The sequence below is a fragment of the Mycobacterium haemophilum DSM 44634 genome (genome assembly GCF_000340435.2).
In the GTDB taxonomy this organism is placed as follows: Bacteria; Actinomycetota; Actinomycetes; order Mycobacteriales; family Mycobacteriaceae; genus Mycobacterium; species Mycobacterium haemophilum.
Genome location: NZ_CP011883.2, coordinates 950883 through 967401 on the forward strand (window position 1 = coordinate 950883; position 16519 = coordinate 967401).

Below are 16519 nucleotides of genomic sequence, written 5' to 3' on the forward strand. Positions count from 1 at the left end.
TCGGAGAATCACCACTGCCGCACCGAGGCGACCAGCTCGTCGCGCAGCGCCGCGGCCCGCTGCCGGGCGGATGATAGGTCGCCAGCCACTGGGCAGCGAACCTCCACGTAGCACTTCAGCTTCGGTTCGGTGCCCGAGGGCCGCACCACCACCCGGACCCACGTGTCGTCGTCGCCGCCGGTGAAGATCAGCGCGTCGCTGATGTCCGTGGTGTCAGAAATAGCGGCGGCGAACCCGGCCAGCTGACTCGGCGGGGCTGCGCGCAGCCGCCGCATCAGGTCGGCAGCCTCGTCGGGGTCGGCCACGCGACGTGATACCGCCGCGACGTCGTGCACGCCGTGGCGTCGGGCGAGTTGGTCAAGCATGTCAGGCACCGAACGGCCCTGCTGGTGCAGTGTGGCCACCAGATCGCACACCAACACCGCGGCGCTGATGCCGTCTTTGTCGCGCACCGTGGCGGGGTCGACGCAATGCCCGATCGCTTCCTCGTAGGCGTATACGAGGGTGCCCGGCAGGTTTGCGTCGGCGCGCGCTAGCCACTTGAAGCCGGTGAGGGTCTCGACGTGGACCGCGTTGTAGTGCGTGGCGATCGCTGCCAGCATCCGCGACGACACCACCGTGCTCGCCACAATCTTGGTTTCGCGGCCAGGCTGCGGGCTGTCGGTCTGCGACAAAATGTAATCGCCTAACAGCCAACCGGTTTCGTCTCCGGACAGCATCCGCCATCCCGAGCTGGTGGGTATCCCGACCGCGCAGCGGTCGGCGTCGGGGTCCAGCGCGATCGCGACGTCGGCCCCGACATTGGCGGCCAGGGCCAGCAGCGCGTCGGTGGCGCCGGGCTCCTCCGGGTTCGGGAACGCGACGGTGGGAAAGTCGGGGTCGGGCGCGAACTGCGCCGCGACGGTGTGCACGTCGTCGAAGCCGGCGCACCGCAGCGTCTCGACGGCCACCGCACCGCCTACCCCATGCATCGGGGTGAGGGCAACCCGAACCGAACCGGTGCCGCGCCGCACCGCGGCCGCTCGCTGCATGTATCGGTCAACCAGATCGGTGGCGCTGTTTTCACTGGGGTCGACGGGTTTGCGGGTGATCTGGTCGGCCAGGGGAGCTGCGGCCATCGCGGTTTCGATCTGGCGGTCGGTGGGAGAGATAATCTGGATGCCGCCGTCGAAATACACCTTGTACCCGTTGTCGGTCGGCGGGTTGTGCGAGGCGGTGATCTGGATCCCGGCCGCGGCGCCGGTAGTGCGCACCGCGAACGCCACCACCGGTGTGGGCGCTGGATCGGGTAGCAGCAGCACGGAAAAACCTTCGGCGGCAAGCACTTCAGCCGCCGCAGCGGCGAATACTGGCGAGCCGTGCCGGGCGTCGCGCCCCACGATCACCGTTGCGGGCCGCGAGCCCGTTCGTTGCATGAGTACTTGTGCCACGGCCCAGGTCGCCCGCAACACCACCGCGAGGTTCATGGCGTCGGGGCCGCCGCGCACCGGTCCGCGCAAACCGGCGGTGCCGAAGCGCAGCGGACGGGCGAACCGCGCCGCAAGTTCTTCGGGGTCGCACGCGGCCAGCTCGGCGGCAGTCTGTGGGTCGGGATCGTGCGCGATCCACTCCTCGGGTGTCATGGCAGCCTTCAGAACCGGGCGATGATGTCGGCCAGCAGTGACCCGATCCGGCTCGCTGAGGCGGCGCCGGCGGCAAGCACCTCAGCATGGCTCAGTGGCTCACCGGTGATCCCGGCCGCCAGGTTCGTCACCAGTGACACGCCCAGCACCTCGGCGCCCGCCGCGCGGGCCGCGATGGTTTCGTGCACCGTGGACATGCCGACCAGGTCGGCGCCCAGCATCCGCAGCATCCGGATTTCGGCGGGCGTCTCATAGTGCGGGCCGGGCTGGGCCGCGTACACGCCTTCGGTCAGTGCCGGGTCGGTGTCGCGGGCGAGTTCTCGCAGCCGCGGTGCGTACGCGTCGGTCAAGTCGACGAACTGCGCGCCGACCAGCGGCGAACGTGCCGTCAGGTTCAGGTGGTCACTGATCAGCACCAGCTGGCCGACCGACAGGTCCGCGCGCAGTCCGCCGGCCGCGTTGGTGAGGATGACGATGCGCGCCCCGGCCGCACACGCTGTTCGCACGGGATGCACGACGTGGCGCAGGTCATGTCCCTCGTAGGGGTGGATGCGACCGGCCAACACCAGCACCCGATGCGCGCCGATGCGCACCGACAACAGCTCACCGGTATGCCCGGCCGCGCTGGGCGGGGTGAACCCGGGCAGCTCGGCCTGGGGGAGCACGACGGTCGGGGAGCCCAGCGCGGCAACCGCCGGCGACCATCCCGATCCGAGGACGACCGCGACGTCGTGCTCCAGGATCCCGGTGCGCTCACCAATCACCTGAGCTGCCCGCCGAGCGAGTTCGTCGGGATCGAGCAGGGGTTCGGTCACAGTGGGCGAGCTTAGCCCGGCGACGGCGAGCGCCGGAACGGCGTGAGTGAGGAGCGGGCGATTGAATCGAGCCCGGCGACGGCGAGCGCCGGAATGGCGTGAGTGAGGAGCGGGCGATTGAATCGAGCCAAGCCGCTCGCCGAGGATCGGATGCATTGCGGTGCGATACTGCATGGGTGCCCACAGCAACCGCATTGACCAGTGTCGAGGATGCGGTGCGGCGTCGTGGTGCCGATCTGGTCGAGTTGTCGCACGCCATTCACGCCGAGCCGGAGCTGGCGTTCGCCGAACACCGCAGCTGCGCCAAGGCGCAGGCGCTGGTCGCCGAACGTGGTTTCGCGATCACCGCGCCCGCCGGTGGTCTGGATACGGCGTTTCGCGCTGACTTCGGCAGTGGGCCCCTGGTTGTCGGGGTGTGCGCCGAGTATGACGCGTTGCCCGAGATCGGACATGCCTGCGGCCACAACATCATTGCGGCGTCGGCGGTGGGCGCCGCGCTGGCGCTTGCTGAGGTAGCCGACGACCTGGGCCTCACCGTGGCCTTGCTGGGAACCCCCGCCGAGGAAGCCGGCGGTGGTAAAGCGCTGATGCTGCAGGCCGGGACGTTCGACGATGTCGCGGTGGCGGTGATGGCGCATCCCGGGCCGACCGACATCGCCGCGGCCCATTCACTGGCATTGTCTGAGGTCACGGTCGAATACCGGGGCAAGGAATCGCATGCCGCCGTCGCACCGCACCTGGGGGTCAACGCAGCCGACGCGGTGACCGTCGCGCAGGTGGCCATTGCCGTACTGCGCCAGCAGCTGGGGCCGGGGCAACTGGTGCACGGCATGGTCACTAACGGCGGGCAGGCGATCAATGTCATACCGGGGCACGCGACGTTGCAATATGCGATGCGGGCGGTCGAATCGGATTCGCTGCGTGAGCTGGAGGGCAGAATGTTTGCTTGCTTTGCTGCGGGCGCGTTAGCCACCGGCTGCGAATACGAAATCGACCACACAGCACCGGCATACGCGGAGCTCAAACCCGACCAATGGCTAGCCGACGTGTGCCGCGAGGAGATGCGCCGACTCGGACGCGAGCCGATGGCGCCTGACGTTGAGGCGCGGCTTCCCTTGGGCAGCACCGATATGGGAAACGTGACGCAGGTGCTGCCCGGGATCCATCCGGTGATCGGTGTCGACGCCGCCGGCGCCACGGTTCACCAGCGCGCCTTCGCCTCGGCCGCTGTCGGTCCCAGCGGCGACCGCGCGGTCGTCGACGGCGCGATCATGCTGGCGCGCACGATTGTTCAACTCGCCGAAACTCCTGACGAGCGTGACCGGGTGTTGGCGGCGCAACAGCGCAGACGCGGCAGGGCAGCGCTGTGAGCCTCGTTGACACGGCCGAATCCTGGCTGGCTGCACACTACGACGACCTGATCGCCTGGCGCCGCCACATCCACCGCTATCCGGAGCTGGGTCGCCAGGAGTTCGCCACCACGCAGTTCGTCGCCGAACGGCTGGCCGATGCGGGGTTGAACCCCAAGGTGCTGCCCGGTGGCACCGGATTGACCTGCGATTTGGGGCCTGAACACGAGCCCAGGATCGCGCTGCGCGCCGACATGGACGCGCTACCCCTGGCGGAACGGACCGGCGCCCCGTATGCCTCGACGGTGGCAGGCGTCGCGCACGCCTGCGGTCATGATGCGCACACCGCCATCCTGCTGGGGACCGCGGTGGCATTGGCGTCGGTGGCCGAGCTGCCGGTCGGCGTGCGATTGATCTTCCAGGCTGCCGAAGAGCTGATGCCCGGCGGCGCGATCGATGCCATCGCCGCCGGGGTGTTGACCGGGGTGACGCGGATCTTCGCTTTGCACTGCGATCCCCGGCTCGAGGTGGGCAAGGTCGCGGTCCGGCACGGCCCCATCACCTCGGCGGCCGACTCGATAGAGATCACGCTGTATTCGCCTGGCGGACACACATCCCGCCCGCACCTGACCGCTGACCTGGTCTACGGGCTCGGCACACTCATTACCGGGCTGCCCGGGGTGCTGTCGCGGCGCATCGATCCGCGCAACAGCACCGTGTTGGTGTGGGGCGCGGTCAACGCGGGCGTGGCCGCCAACGCGATACCCCAAACCGGCGTCTTGTCCGGCACCGTGCGTACCGCCAGCCGGCAGACCTGGGTCGACCTCGAGGAGATCATCCGCCAGTCCGTGTCCGCGCTGCTGTCACCATTGGCGATCGAACACACCCTGCAGTACCGGCGCGGCGTCCCGCCCGTCGTCAACGAGGATGTCTCGACACGCATCCTGACCCACGCGATCGAAGCCGTCGGCCCTGATGCGCTGGCCGATACCCGCCAGTCCGGCGGTGGGGAGGATTTTTCCTGGTACTTGGAGGAAATTCCTGGTGCGATGGCCCGACTGGGCGTGTGGCCCGGTGCGGGACCACAGTTGGATCTGCATCAGCCGACGTTCGACCTCGACGAGCGGGCATTGGCGATTGGGCTGCGGGTGATGGTCAACATCATTGAACAGGCGGCAGCTTTCTAGACCGCGAGTGTCCGTGTCTGCACAACGACACGCCGTTGCGGCTGTCATTTCGCGGACGCTCATGCCGCTCGACGCAGCGCCGTCTCGAGCCGGCGGATAAGTTTGCCTGGCCGATATCTGACGTCCTCGGCGATGATGGGCACCACCACCCAGCACAGGTCCTGCAGTGCGCCGGCGCGTCGTCGGTCCCGGAGAAATGCGTCCCGGCCGCTGTGCCAGTAGAGGCCGTCGTACTCGGCGGCGACGCGGTATTCAGGCCAAGCGAAGTCGAGTCGCCAGGTCCGCCCGCTCAGATCCACGATCTCGTATTGCAGGACCGGCTGAGGCAACCCGCCATCGAGCATGACTAGCCGCGCCTCGCTCTCCATCGGCGACTCGGCCAGCGACGAAGCCAAACCCAGCAGCTCGCGGACGGTGACGATGCCACGCCGGCCGGACTGTAGGTCGACAGCTCTATGCAGGTCGACGGGGGTGCACGTGCCACTGCGCAGCGCGGCGTCGAGCGTCGCCAGCGCTCTTGGCCGACGCAGTGCGCGAGCGACCTCGATAGCTGTCCAGGCAGGCGTCGTGGCCGGTCGTTCCGCGAACAACATCAGCGGCGCGCCCTCGCGTCGGTGCACCACCAGACCGTCGGTTGAGCGCAAGCGGTGGCCGCCGGGATTAAGCACATGCAGATCCGGGGTTCCTTCGGTGTCGAAGCCGTAAGCAGCGGCGGCAGTGCCCAGGCACGCCGCCACCGTCGTGCCGGCTGCCATGTCCAGCCCGCGCAGCCGTAATGCCGTGGTCATTTCGCCGCGGCCATAGATGCCACGCCAAATCTTCTGCAGTGCACCGCGGTTCACGTGTTCCTCCAGGCCGCGACGGGTGAGGAATGTCAATGCCTGAGCGGACGTCACCACTCCGCCCTGGGCATCGAGCAGCTGGCTGAGCTCTTTGGCCATGCCCGCTATCGTCGGGTCGGGCTGTCATGCCCACAAGTCACCTCACGAGCGTCCGCGAAATGCCAATCAATGCGGCGTGTCGCTGTGCAGACACGCGCGCTCGCGAGCCAGAGCTAGGTGGTAGTCCCCGGGCCAATGTTGCGGGCCGGGCGAGTCCGCAGATCGTGGACATAATCGTTTGGCGCGCCGGCGATTTCGGCGGCGTCGGCCATGACACCCAGGTACCGCGCCGACGGCAGCCCGCCCTCCCAGGCATCCAGCACGTAGAGCCAGGCAAGCACCGGGTCGATAGTGGTGTCGGAGGATTCGCGCTCCACTCGGCATCGAATCTTCTTATGGACGCCGAACTCGGAGCCTTCCCACCGGTCAAGGTTCATCTCGTCTGCCGGCGTCATGTCGTAGAGGACGACGAAAACCCTCGAATCTGGGTCCTCGACGACCGTGGCCAGCGCGCCTTCCCAACCGATATCCTCGCCGCCGAAGGTCAGGCGCCAGCCGGGCAGCCAGCCTGTTCCGGCCATCGGCGAGTGTGGTGCGCGCTTGAGCATCTGCTCGGGATGCATGTTCGATCCGTAAGCGGCATAAAGCGGCACGGGGAAAGCTTAAACGGCACGCGCCCGCCTGGCGTTCAACCAAGGGGTTTGGCCGAGTCGCGAGCCAAGCTAGGTTATGGGCTGTGGTGACCCGCATCGTGATCCTTGGGGGAGGCCCGGCCGGTTACGAGGCTGCACTGGTGGCAGCGACCACGTCACACCCGCAAAAAGCCCACGTCACCGTGATCGACTCCGATGGCATCGGTGGGGCGGCCGTACTGGATGACTGCGTGCCGTCCAAGACGTTCATCGCCTCCACCGGGCTGCGCAGCGAGCTGCGCCGAGCGCAACGGCTCGGCTTCGATATCGACATCGACGACGCCAAAATCTCGTTGCCCGACATCCATGCCCGGGTAAAGACGCTGGCCGCAGCGCAGTCGGCGGACATCACCGCCCAACTGCGCAACATGGGCGTGGACGTGATCGCTGGCCGGGGCGAGCTGGTTGACCCCACCTTGGGTCTGGCTCGTCACCGCATCAAAGCGACCCATTCCGATGGGGGGCCCGACGGCCCCGTCACCAGCGAGCACGACGCCGACGTCGTGTTGATTGCCACCGGAGCCAGCCCACGGATCCTGCCGTCGGCTGCCCCGGACGGCGAACGCATCCTGACCTGGCGGCAGCTCTACGACTTGGCGGCGTTACCCGAGCACCTCATCGTGGTGGGCTCCGGGGTCACCGGCGCTGAGTTCGTCAACGCCTACACCGAACTGGGTGTGCCGGTGACGGTGGTGGCCAGCCAGGACCACGTGCTGCCGTACGAGGACGCCGACGCAGCGTTGGTCTTGGAAGGGTCGTTCGCCGAACGTGGTGTCCGGCTGTTCAAGAACGCGCGCGCGGAATCGGTGACCCGTACCGAAACCGGTGTCCTGGTGACGATGATCGACGGCCGCACCGTCGAGGGCAGCCACGCCCTGATGACCATCGGGTCGGTCCCCAACACCAGCGGCCTGGGCCTGGAACGGGTCGGCATCGAGTTGGGGCGAGGCAACTACCTGACCGTGGACCGGGTGTCGCGGACCTCGGTGCCCGGCATTTATGCGGCAGGCGACTGCACCGGCCTGCTGCCGCTGGCGTCGGTGGCGGCGATGCAGGGCCGGATCGCGATGTATCACGCGTTGGGTGAGGGGGTCAGCCCGATCCGGTTGCGCACGGTCGCGGCGACGGTTTTCACCAGGCCCGAGATCGCGGCGGTGGGGGTGCCGCAATCGGCGATCGACAACGGTTCGGTATCTGCCCGGACCATCATGCTGCCGTTGCAGACCAATGCGCGGGCGAAGATGTCCGAGGTGCGTCATGGGTTTGTCAAGATGTTTTGCCGCCCGTCCACCGGGGTGGTGATCGGCGGCGTGGTGGTGGCGCCGATCGCTTCCGAATTGATCCTGCCGATCGCCGTGGCGGTGCAAAACCGGATCACCGTCAACGAGTTGGCGCAAACACTGGCCGTGTACCCGTCGTTGTCCGGCTCGATCACCGAGGCCGCGCGCCGGCTGATGGCACACGATGATCTGGACTAAGGCCGATCCTTGACCGACTGACGAACTAGGTTTGATGAGTGGCGACCCTTACCGACGAGTAACGACAGGAGTCCTGGTCGTGACTGACCCGATGCAGGCACCGGAGAACGAGCAGACATGGCCGGCTTCCGCGCTGGGACCGCAGCAACGCGCGGTGGCCTGGGAGCGGCTTGGCACTGAGCAGTTCGACGTGGTGGTCATTGGCGGCGGCGTAGTGGGGTCCGGATGTGCGCTGGATGCCGCCACGCGTGGCCTCAAAGTGGCGCTGGTCGAGGCGCGGGACTTGGCCTCGGGCACATCGAGCCGCTCGTCGAAAATGTTTCACGGCGGGCTGCGTTACCTTGAGCAACTGGAATTCGGGCTGGTGCGTGAGGCGCTCTATGAGCGTGAGCTGTCGTTGACCACGTTGGCACCGCATCTGGTCAAGCCGTTGCCGTTCTTGTTTCCGCTCACCAAGCGTTGGTGGGAGCGCCCGTACATGGCGGCCGGCATCTTCCTGTACGACCGTCTTGGTGGCGCGAAGTCTGTTCCGGCGCAAAAACATTTGACCCGTGCTGGTGCGCTGCGGCTGAGCCCTGGCCTCAAACGCAGCTCCTTGATCGGTGGTATCCGCTACTACGACACCGTCGTCGACGACGCCCGGCACACCCTGACCGTCGCACGCACCGCCGCGCATTACGGCGCGGTGGTGCGATGCTCCACCCAGGTGGTCGCGTTGCTGCGCGAGGGCGACCGGGTGATCGGCGTGCGGGTCCGTGATTCGGAGGACGGCGCGGTTACCGAGGTCCGCGGCCACGTGGTGGTCAACGCGACCGGGGTCTGGACCGACGAAATTCAGGCGTTGTCCAAGCAGCGCGGACGATTCCAGGTGCGCGCATCCAAGGGCGTGCACGTTGTGGTACCGCGGGACCGGATCGTCAGCGACGTCGCGATGATCCTGCGCACCGAGAAGTCAGTGATGTTCATCATCCCGTGGGGTAACCACTGGATCATCGGAACGACCGATACCGACTGGAATCTCGACCTGGCCCATCCCGCGGCCACCAAGGCGGACATCGACTACATCCTGGGCACCGTCAACACCGTGTTGGCCACCCCGCTGACGCACTCCGACATCGACGGGGTGTACGCCGGGCTGCGCCCGCTGCTGGCCGGGGAAAGCGACGACACCTCCAAGCTGTCCCGGGAACACGCGGTCGCGGTGCCGGCGGCGGGCCTGGTCGCCATCGCCGGCGGCAAATACACCACGTACCGGGTGATGGCCGCCGACGCGATTGATGCTGCGGTTGCCTTCGTTCCGGCCCGGGTGGCGCCGTCGATCACCGAAAAAGTAGGCCTGCTGGGCGCCGACGGATACTTTGCGCTGATCAATCAGGCCGAACACGTCGCCGCGTTGCAAGGTCTGCACCCGTACCGGGTGCGTCATCTGCTGGACCGCTACGGCGCGCTCATCGGCGACGTGTTGGCCTTGGCGGCTGACGCACCCGGCCTGCTCAGTCCGATTAAGGAAGCACCGGGCTATTTGTTGGTGGAAGCCCGCTACGCGGTCACCGCCGAGGGTGCCCTGCATCTCGAGGACATCCTGGCCCGCCGGATGCGGATCTCCATCGAATATCCACACCGCGGCGTCGCCTGCGCCCGGGAGGTGGCCGATGTGGTCGCTCCGGTGTTGGGGTGGACGGCCGAGGACATCGATCGCGAGGTAGCGAACTACACCGCGCGGGTGCAGGCCGAGGTGCTGTCGCAGGCCCAGCCCGACGACGTATCGGCCGATGAGTTGCGGGCCAGTGCCCCCGAGGCACGCGCCGAGATCCTCGAGCCGGTGCCGCTCAATTGAGCTTGCCGTGAGGCCGGCGCCGCTGCCGGTACGCGACGGGTTGGGGCCAGCGCGGGTGCGGCTGCACGGCGGACCAGTGCTGGCCGAGCTGACCACCCGGTTTGGCGCGCCGGCCCGCGCGAAGGTGCTGGCCGGAGAAGTCGTCGACGCCGACGGTGGGGTGATCGATGCGGGAACCGTGCTGGCCAGCGGCTCCTATGTTTATCTCTATCGCGACCTGCCTGATGAAGTGCCGGTGCCCTTTGATATCCCGGTGCTACATCAAGACGACGACATCGTGGTGGTCGACAAGCCGCACTTTGTGGCCACCATGCCGCGGGGGCGGCACGTCGCGCAGACGGCGCTGGTGCGGCTGCGCCGAGAACTGGGGTTGCCGGAGCTGAGCCCGGCGCACCGACTCGACCGGCTGACCGCCGGGGTGCTGCTGTTCACCACCCGCCGTGAGGTGCGCGGCCGGTACCAGACGCTGTTTGCCCGCGGTGCGGTGGCCAAGACCTACCTGGCGCGCGCGGCGGTCGATCCGGCCCTGGTGCTGCCACGCCTGGTCATAGGTCGCATCGTCAAACGCCGGGGCAACCTGCAGGCGGTCTGCGAACCCGGTGTGCCTAACGCGGAGACGCTGGTGGAGCTGATGTCACCGGACGGCCTGTATCGGCTGACTCCGCGTACCGGACGCACCCACCAACTGCGGGTGCACATGGCGTCCTTGGGTGTACCGATTATTGGTGATCCGTTGTACCCCAATATCTTTGAAGTCCCTGCTGACGATTTCAGTGCGCCGCTGCAGTTGCTGGCGCAGCGCATCGAGTTCGATGATCCGCTCACCGGGTTGCGTCGTGAGTTTGTCAGCCGCCGAGCACTCACCGACGTCGTCGCCAGCTAGCCGAGCTGCCTTGAGCCCAACGCAGTTTCGGCGGTACGATCGGCCGCACTATGGCGGAGTCGGTGGGCGACCAGACGATCGTTGCCGGCCCCAAGGTGGCGCGATGGCTGGCGTGCGCGGTGCTCGCGGTCTGTCTGGCTGGATGTGTCGGGCGCCAGGTCTCGGCGAGTTCTCGCGATCAGCCTGGGACATTTCAATTCGGCGGCTTGAAACGGACCTACATGCTGCACGTTCCGCCGGGCCCTCCGGTCGGCCTGGTGCTCAACCTGCACGGCGGCGGCGGTACCGGAGCTGGGCAGCAGGGCCTTACCGACTTTGACGCTGTTGCCGACGTCAACAACTTGCTGGTGGCCTATCCCGACGGCTACGACAAGAGCTGGGCCGACGGACGAGGGGCGTCGCCGGCGGACCGTCGGCATGTCGACGACGTCGGGTTCTTGGTTGCGCTGGCAGCCAAACTGCAGGACGACTTCGGCATTGCCTCCGGGCATGTCTTCGCCACTGGCATGTCCAACGGGGGTTTCATGTCCAACAAGCTGGCCTGTGATCGTGCTGATGTGTTCGCCGCGATCGCTCCGGTGGCTGGCACGTTAGGCGTCGGGGTGGCCTGCCATCCGTTGCGACCGGTGTCGGTTATGGACGCGCACGGAACCGACGATCCGCTGGTGCCGTTCAACGGTGGGGATGTGCATGGTCGCGGCGGCCTCAGTCACGCGGTCTCGGTAACCACCATGGTGGATAAGTGGCGCACGGCCGATGGGTGCCAAGGTGATCCGTCGAACCAGGAGTTGCCTGACGTTGGGGACGGAACGTTCGTCCGCCGCTTTGATTACGCCGCCTGTGCGGATTCGGCCGAGGTGGTCTTCTACAAGATCGACAAAGGCGGTCACACTTGGCCGGGCGGCAGGCAATATCTGCCCAAGGTGGTCATCGGGTCCACCACCCGTGCCTTCGACGCGTCGGAAGTTATCGCGCAGTTTTTCCTGACGCACGCTCGCGGCTAGTCCAAGCCAGTACTGATAGGTGGGGCACCAGTAGGTCTGCGCTAGGCATCACTGTGTTTCATCGTTCCTTCCGGTTCGTGATCCGGCATCGCTCAGCGCAGCCGCAACCCGCGTGGCGTGCGGGCGAAACCAGCGTCGGTAAGCGCGTCCACCACCGGCCCGGACTTACCAGGCCGCAGTGTCGGCATTCCATCGACGCGCTCGACCAGGATCGACGCGATGCGCCGGGTGGCGACCAGCTCGGCCAGTGCCACGGCCGCCGCGTGGTTGGCGTCGGGATCGTCGGTGAATGTCAGCAGTGACCGCCCGCCGCGTTCGGCGAACCAGGTCAACTGGCCGTCCACCAACACGACGAGCGCTCCGGCCCTGCGGCCCGGCCGAGCCGCTGGCCCGGAGCTGTCATCGCTGCAGGTGGGCCAGGGCAGTGCCGCGCCGTAGGGGTTGGCCGGGTCGGCGGCGGCCAGCACCACGGCTCGGCATTCCGGCTGTTGCGGGTCGGTGAACGAGCCGGGCCGGTCGAGGTAACTGCGCAGCAGGTCAACGGTCGATGAGACGGCGAACTGGGCGCCTCCCAACGACTCCACGAAATAGCCTCGCTGACACCTGCCGGCTTCCTCGAACGTGCTCAGCACCTTGTAGAGCGTTGCGAACCCGCCCGGTACACCTTCAGCCGCCACCGCGCCTCTGGTCACCACGCCATGCCGGTTCAACAACAGCTCGGCTTGGTAGTGAGCCCGCAGCGTGGAATCCGGCTCGGGAGTCGGCAGCGCCGACCAGCGGCCGGCCACGGTCGGGTCGGTGCTGCGGTGCTGCGGGTGCGCCACACTGTAGCGGCTCAGCCGCGGCGGGCGGCGGACGCGGTGCGCCGGGGCGGAACGCTTGCGGGTGCCAGCGAGTAATGCACGCACCGGTGCGAACGTGTCGCCGGTGACCCAGCCGGCCCAGATCAGTTCCCACAGCGCGGCTTTCAACGCCGCCTCGCTGATCTCGCCCTGGCCGAGCTGTCGGAAGAAGTAGGCGCCGCCGCCGGCCAGTGTGTCCAGGATTGCCCGGTGGGCGTCGGTGAACTCGATTTCGGTGGGCGCGAGCAGCGTCAACGGTGCGGACTCGGCGGCATGCAGCACGATCCAGCCGTCACTACCCGAGATCGCCCCGGCACCCGACCAGGTGACCTCGCCGGTCGCGAGCAGCTCGTCGAGTATCGCCGGCGCATAGTCACGGACCCGCGGGGCCAGCACCAGTGGTTCGATCGCCGAGGCCGGCATCCGCACCCCGGCCAGCTGATCGATGACGGACGCCAGCCCGTCAAGACCGCAGTGGCCCGAAAACACATGCTGCCAGGCCGGCAGGAATCGCGCGTAAGCCGCGGTGCTCACCGGCTCGACCTGGGCGCGCAGCGCCGCCAGCGATCGCCGCCGCAGAATGCGCAACACGTCGGTGTCGCACCACTGTTCGCCTCCGGCGGACCCGCCGGAGGCGACGTCGGGGGTGACAAAGTCACCGCGCACCAGCCGACCGCCTGAAGTTCCCGGCTCGGCCAACCGCCCGAGGACATCGGCCGCCACCCGCAGCCCCAGGCCGAACCTTCCTGCGGCCTGCGCGGTGGTGAACGGGGTGTGGGTGCGCGCGTAGCGGCCCAGCAGCTCGCCCAGCGGGTCGGCTACTTCCTCGGTGAAGATGGCAGGAACGCCGGCCGGAACTGCCGCCCCGACCCCGTCGCGCAGCCGGCCGATGTCTTCGATCGCCACCCACCAGCTGCGGCCGGCGAACGACACCGTCAGCGCGCGCCTAGCGGCGCGCAAGCCCTCCAGCCATCCGCCGACATCAGTCACGCTGGCCCGTGCGGCGACCTCAGCTTCGGTGAGCGGGCCCAGCAGTCGCAGCAGATCCGCGACCGCTTCGGCGTCACGAGCGACCCGATCATCCGACAGGTGCTGCAGCTGGCGCTCGGTCGCGGCGATGACCTCGGGATCGAGTAGTTCGCGTAGTTCTACCCGGCCGAGTAGCTCGGCCAGTAGCGTGCTGTCCAGCGAGAGCGCCGCGGCGCGGCGCTCAGCAAGTGGGGTATCGCCCTCGTAGATGAACGCGCCGGCGTAACCGAACAACAGTGAGGCCGCGAACGGTGAGGGTTTCGCCGTTTCGGTTTCCACCACTCGGACCCGGCGGCCGGCGATGCCGGTCATCAGCTCGACCAGGGCGGGGACGTCGTAAACATCCTGCAGGCATTCCCGGATGGTCTCCAGCACGATGGGAAAGTCAGGATATTTGCGGGCTACCTCCAGTAACTGGGCGGCGCGTTGGCGCTGATGCCACAGCGGTGAGCGGCGGCCGGGGTGCCGGCGGGGCAACAGCAGAGCGCGGGCCGCGCATTCCCGGAACCGGGACGCAAACAGCGCTGAACCGCCCACTTCGGCGGTGACGATCGGGTCGATCTCGTCGGGGTCGAAGACAAACAGCTCAGCGCCCGGCGGAGTGTCCAATCCAGCATCAGACCCGGTGTCCGGCAATCGAACCACGATGCCGTTGTCGGAGGCGGTCGGCTTCTCGTCGAGGCCATAGCGTTCCCGCAGCCGCCGGCCCACCGCCAGCGCCAGCGGCCCGTGTACTGGCAGCCCGTACGGCGAATGCAGGATCACCCGCCAGTCGCCCAGCTCGTCGCGGAACCGCTCGACCAGCAGGGTGGTGTCGGTGGGCACCATGGCAGTGGCGGTGCGCTGGTCGTCCAGCAACACCCACAGGTTGTCGGTCGCGTAGTCGTCGAAACCCAAAGCGGCACAACGCTTACCGAATGCGTTACGGTCCAGGCCGGTCAGCTCGCCGGTGAACGCGCCGAGCGCGGCGCCGAGCTCAGCTGGGCGGCCCACACTGTCGCCATGCCAGAACGGCAATCGGGCCGGCTGGCCCGGCGCGGGGATCACCAACACACGGTCGTGGGTGATCTCGGTGATCCGCCAGCTGGTGGCCCCCAGCGAGATCACGTCGCCGGGACGCGACTCATACACCATCTCCTCGTCGAGTTCGCCTACCCGCGAAGGCTTTTCGGAGTCGCTTGCCAGATACACGCTGAACAGCCCGCGATCGGGGATGGCGCCGCCGGAGGTGACGGCCAGCCGCTGCGCACCGGGCCGCGCGGTCAGCGTGCCGGTGGCGCGGTCGTAGACCAACCGCGGTCGCAGCTCGGCGAACTCGGTGGACGGATATTTGCCGCTCAACAGGTCCAGGGTGGTCTCGTAGAGGCGGCGCGGCAGCGTCGCAAACGGGGCGGCCCGCCGCACCGTGTCGAACCACCGGTCGGCGTCCAGTGGCTCGAGCGCGGCTGCCGCCACGGTCTGCTGGGCCAGAATGTCGAGCGGGTTGCTGGGCACCCGCATCGTCTCGATCTGGCCGGCGAGCATCCGCTGCACGCTGACCGCGCAACCGATCAGGTCGGTGCGGTGCTTGGGGAACAGCACCCCACGGGAGATCTCGCCGACCTGGTGCCCGGCTCGCCCAATGCGTTGCAGGCCGCTAGCCACCGACGGCGGCGCCTCCACCTGGATCACCAGATCGACTGCGCCCATGTCGATACCCAGTTCCAGGCTCGAGGTCGCCACCACTGCCTTGAGCCGTCCGCGTTTGAGGTCCTCTTCAACCAAGGCGCGCTGTTCCTTGCTCACCGAACCATGGTGGGCGCGCGCCAATACCGGGGGAGCGCCGAACGTTTGGCCCGAGCCCAGCAGGTGCGCCGGTGCGCCGCCGGGCACCTGGGGGTTAGCCTCCGGCGCCGGCAACACGCCGGACCGTTCGGCGTGAATTTCGTTGAGCCGTGCGGTAAGTCGCTCAGCGAGTCGACGTGAATTGGCGAACACGATGGTCGAACCGTGCGATTCGATCAGGTCGACCAGGCGCGCCTCGACGTCAGGCCAGATGGAGGGGGTACCACCCGCTTGCGGGGGAGTGTTCGTTAAATTGGCCATGTCAGGCACCGGCACAGCCACGGTCAGTTCGACTGTCTTGGTCGACGGCGGAGCCACGATCGTGGTTGGGTTTGTCGGGGACGGGCCGGATAAGAACCGCGCCAGCTCTTCGGGCGTACGCACGGTCGCCGACAACCCAATGCGCTGTGCCGGCCGGCCTGGTCGGAGGTCGTGGGACAGGTCGTCGAGCCGCTCCAGCGACAGGGCCAGGTGTGCGCCGCGCTTCCCGCCGGCGATGGCGTGAATCTCGTCGACGATCACCGTCTGCACGCCGACCAGGGTCTCGCGCGCGGCCGAGGTCAGCATCAAAAACAGCGACTCCGGGGTGGTGATCAGCACGTCGGGTGGCTGGGCAATCAGCTGGCGGCGGCGTGCCGGCGGGGTGTCACCGGAGCGGACCCCGACGCTGATATTGGGTGCGCTGCGGCCGGTGCGTTCGGCGATCCGGGTGAGCCCGGCCAGCGGGGTACGAAGGTTGCGTTCGACGTCGACCGCCAGCGCCTTAAGCGGCGACACGTACAGCACGCGGGTGCTGGCCGGCCGATCCGACGACGTGACGGCGGTCGGTAAACGAGCCAGGGTATCCAGGGCCCACAGAAAGGCGGCCAGTGTCTTACCCGAACCGGTCGGGGCGATAACTAACGTGTTATGGCCATCCGCGATGGCTTCCCAGGCGTTGGCCTGTGCCGTGGTGGGTGCGGCGAAGGTGCTGGCGAACCATTCGCGGGTGAGCGTGCTGAACCGGCCCAATGAATTTGGGTACGCGGGGGTCAGGGACTGGTCAGGCGACGCAGTGCTCACCTAGCCAATGGTGC

At 67.8% G+C, this 16519-nt stretch carries 11 protein-coding genes; 6 read left to right on the forward strand and 5 right to left on the reverse strand.

The window, feature by feature from the left end; translation table 11 throughout:
- Positions 1 to 8 precede the first annotated feature (8 nt).
- The gene (locus B586_RS04585) at positions 9 to 1622 is read right to left on the reverse strand and encodes a phospho-sugar mutase (protein WP_054880572.1); all 1614 of its coding nucleotides are present in this window, start codon (positions 1620 to 1622) and stop codon (positions 9 to 11) included.
- Between the two features lie 8 nt (positions 1623 to 1630).
- Positions 1631 to 2437, reverse strand: coding sequence for a purine-nucleoside phosphorylase (locus B586_RS04590; protein WP_054881073.1), 807 nt, complete (start codon positions 2435 to 2437; stop codon positions 1631 to 1633).
- Between the two features lie 176 nt (positions 2438 to 2613).
- On the opposite strand from B586_RS04590, the gene B586_RS04595 reads away from it, so the two are divergent.
- Both B586_RS04595 and B586_RS04600 read left to right on the forward strand, forming a co-directional pair.
- Entirely contained in the window at positions 2614 to 3807 is a 1194-nt protein-coding gene (locus B586_RS04595) for a M20 family metallopeptidase (protein WP_047313377.1), read from the forward strand.
- On the forward strand, positions 3804 to 4973 hold the full coding sequence (locus B586_RS04600; protein WP_047313376.1) for a M20 family metallopeptidase: 1170 nt from the start codon (positions 3804 to 3806) through the stop codon (positions 4971 to 4973). Before B586_RS04595 ends, B586_RS04600 begins: the two co-directional genes overlap by 4 nt.
- 59 nt (positions 4974 to 5032) lie before the next feature.
- On the opposite strand, the gene B586_RS04605 is transcribed toward B586_RS04600, so the two are convergent.
- Both B586_RS04605 and B586_RS04610 read right to left on the reverse strand, forming a co-directional pair.
- Positions 5033 to 5914, reverse strand: a complete 882-nt coding sequence (locus tag B586_RS04605) for a hypothetical protein (RefSeq protein WP_054880571.1) — start codon at positions 5912 to 5914, stop codon at positions 5033 to 5035.
- A 113-nt stretch (positions 5915 to 6027) separates the two neighbouring features.
- Positions 6028 to 6507: a gamma-glutamylcyclotransferase family protein gene (locus B586_RS04610; RefSeq protein WP_054880570.1), complete on the reverse strand. Its 480-nt coding sequence runs from the start codon at positions 6505 to 6507 to the stop codon at positions 6028 to 6030.
- 83 nt (positions 6508 to 6590) lie between these two features.
- Between B586_RS04610 and B586_RS04615 the strand changes: the two genes are divergently transcribed.
- The 4 genes from B586_RS04615 to B586_RS04630 all read left to right on the forward strand — a co-directional run bounded on the left by B586_RS04615 (position 6591) and on the right by B586_RS04630 (position 11748).
- Positions 6591 to 8024: an NAD(P)H-quinone dehydrogenase gene (locus B586_RS04615; protein ID WP_047313373.1), complete on the forward strand. Its 1434-nt coding sequence runs from the start codon at positions 6591 to 6593 to the stop codon at positions 8022 to 8024.
- Between the two features lie 79 nt (positions 8025 to 8103).
- Positions 8104 to 9861 carry a glycerol-3-phosphate dehydrogenase/oxidase gene (locus B586_RS04620; protein WP_047313372.1) on the forward strand — a complete coding sequence of 586 codons (1758 nt, stop codon included), beginning with the start codon at positions 8104 to 8106 and terminating at the stop codon, positions 9859 to 9861.
- 7 nt (positions 9862 to 9868) lie between these two features.
- Positions 9869 to 10744: a pseudouridine synthase gene (locus B586_RS04625; protein WP_054880569.1), complete on the forward strand. Its 876-nt coding sequence runs from the start codon at positions 9869 to 9871 to the stop codon at positions 10742 to 10744.
- Positions 10745 to 10794: 50 nt separating this feature from the next.
- Positions 10795 to 11748, forward strand: coding sequence for a CE1 family esterase (locus tag B586_RS04630; protein WP_054880568.1), 954 nt, complete (start codon positions 10795 to 10797; stop codon positions 11746 to 11748).
- Between the two features lie 92 nt (positions 11749 to 11840).
- Here B586_RS04630 and B586_RS04635 read toward each other — a convergent pair whose 3' ends face one another.
- Complete coding sequence (locus B586_RS04635; RefSeq protein ID WP_156406868.1) at positions 11841 to 16478, reverse strand: ATP-dependent helicase; 4638 nt, start codon at positions 16476 to 16478, stop codon at positions 11841 to 11843.
- Positions 16479 to 16519 lie beyond the last annotated feature (41 nt).

Coding starts and splice junctions, on each gene's coding strand:
- B586_RS04585 (WP_054880572.1), bottom strand. CDS start 1,622: ATGACACCCGAGGAGTGGATCGCGCACGATCCCGACCCACAGACTGCC.
- B586_RS04605 (WP_054880571.1), bottom strand. CDS start 5,914: ATGGCCAAAGAGCTCAGCCAGCTGCTCGATGCCCAGGGCGGAGTGGTG.
- B586_RS04630 (WP_054880568.1), top strand. CDS start 10,795: ATGGCGGAGTCGGTGGGCGACCAGACGATCGTTGCCGGCCCCAAGGTG.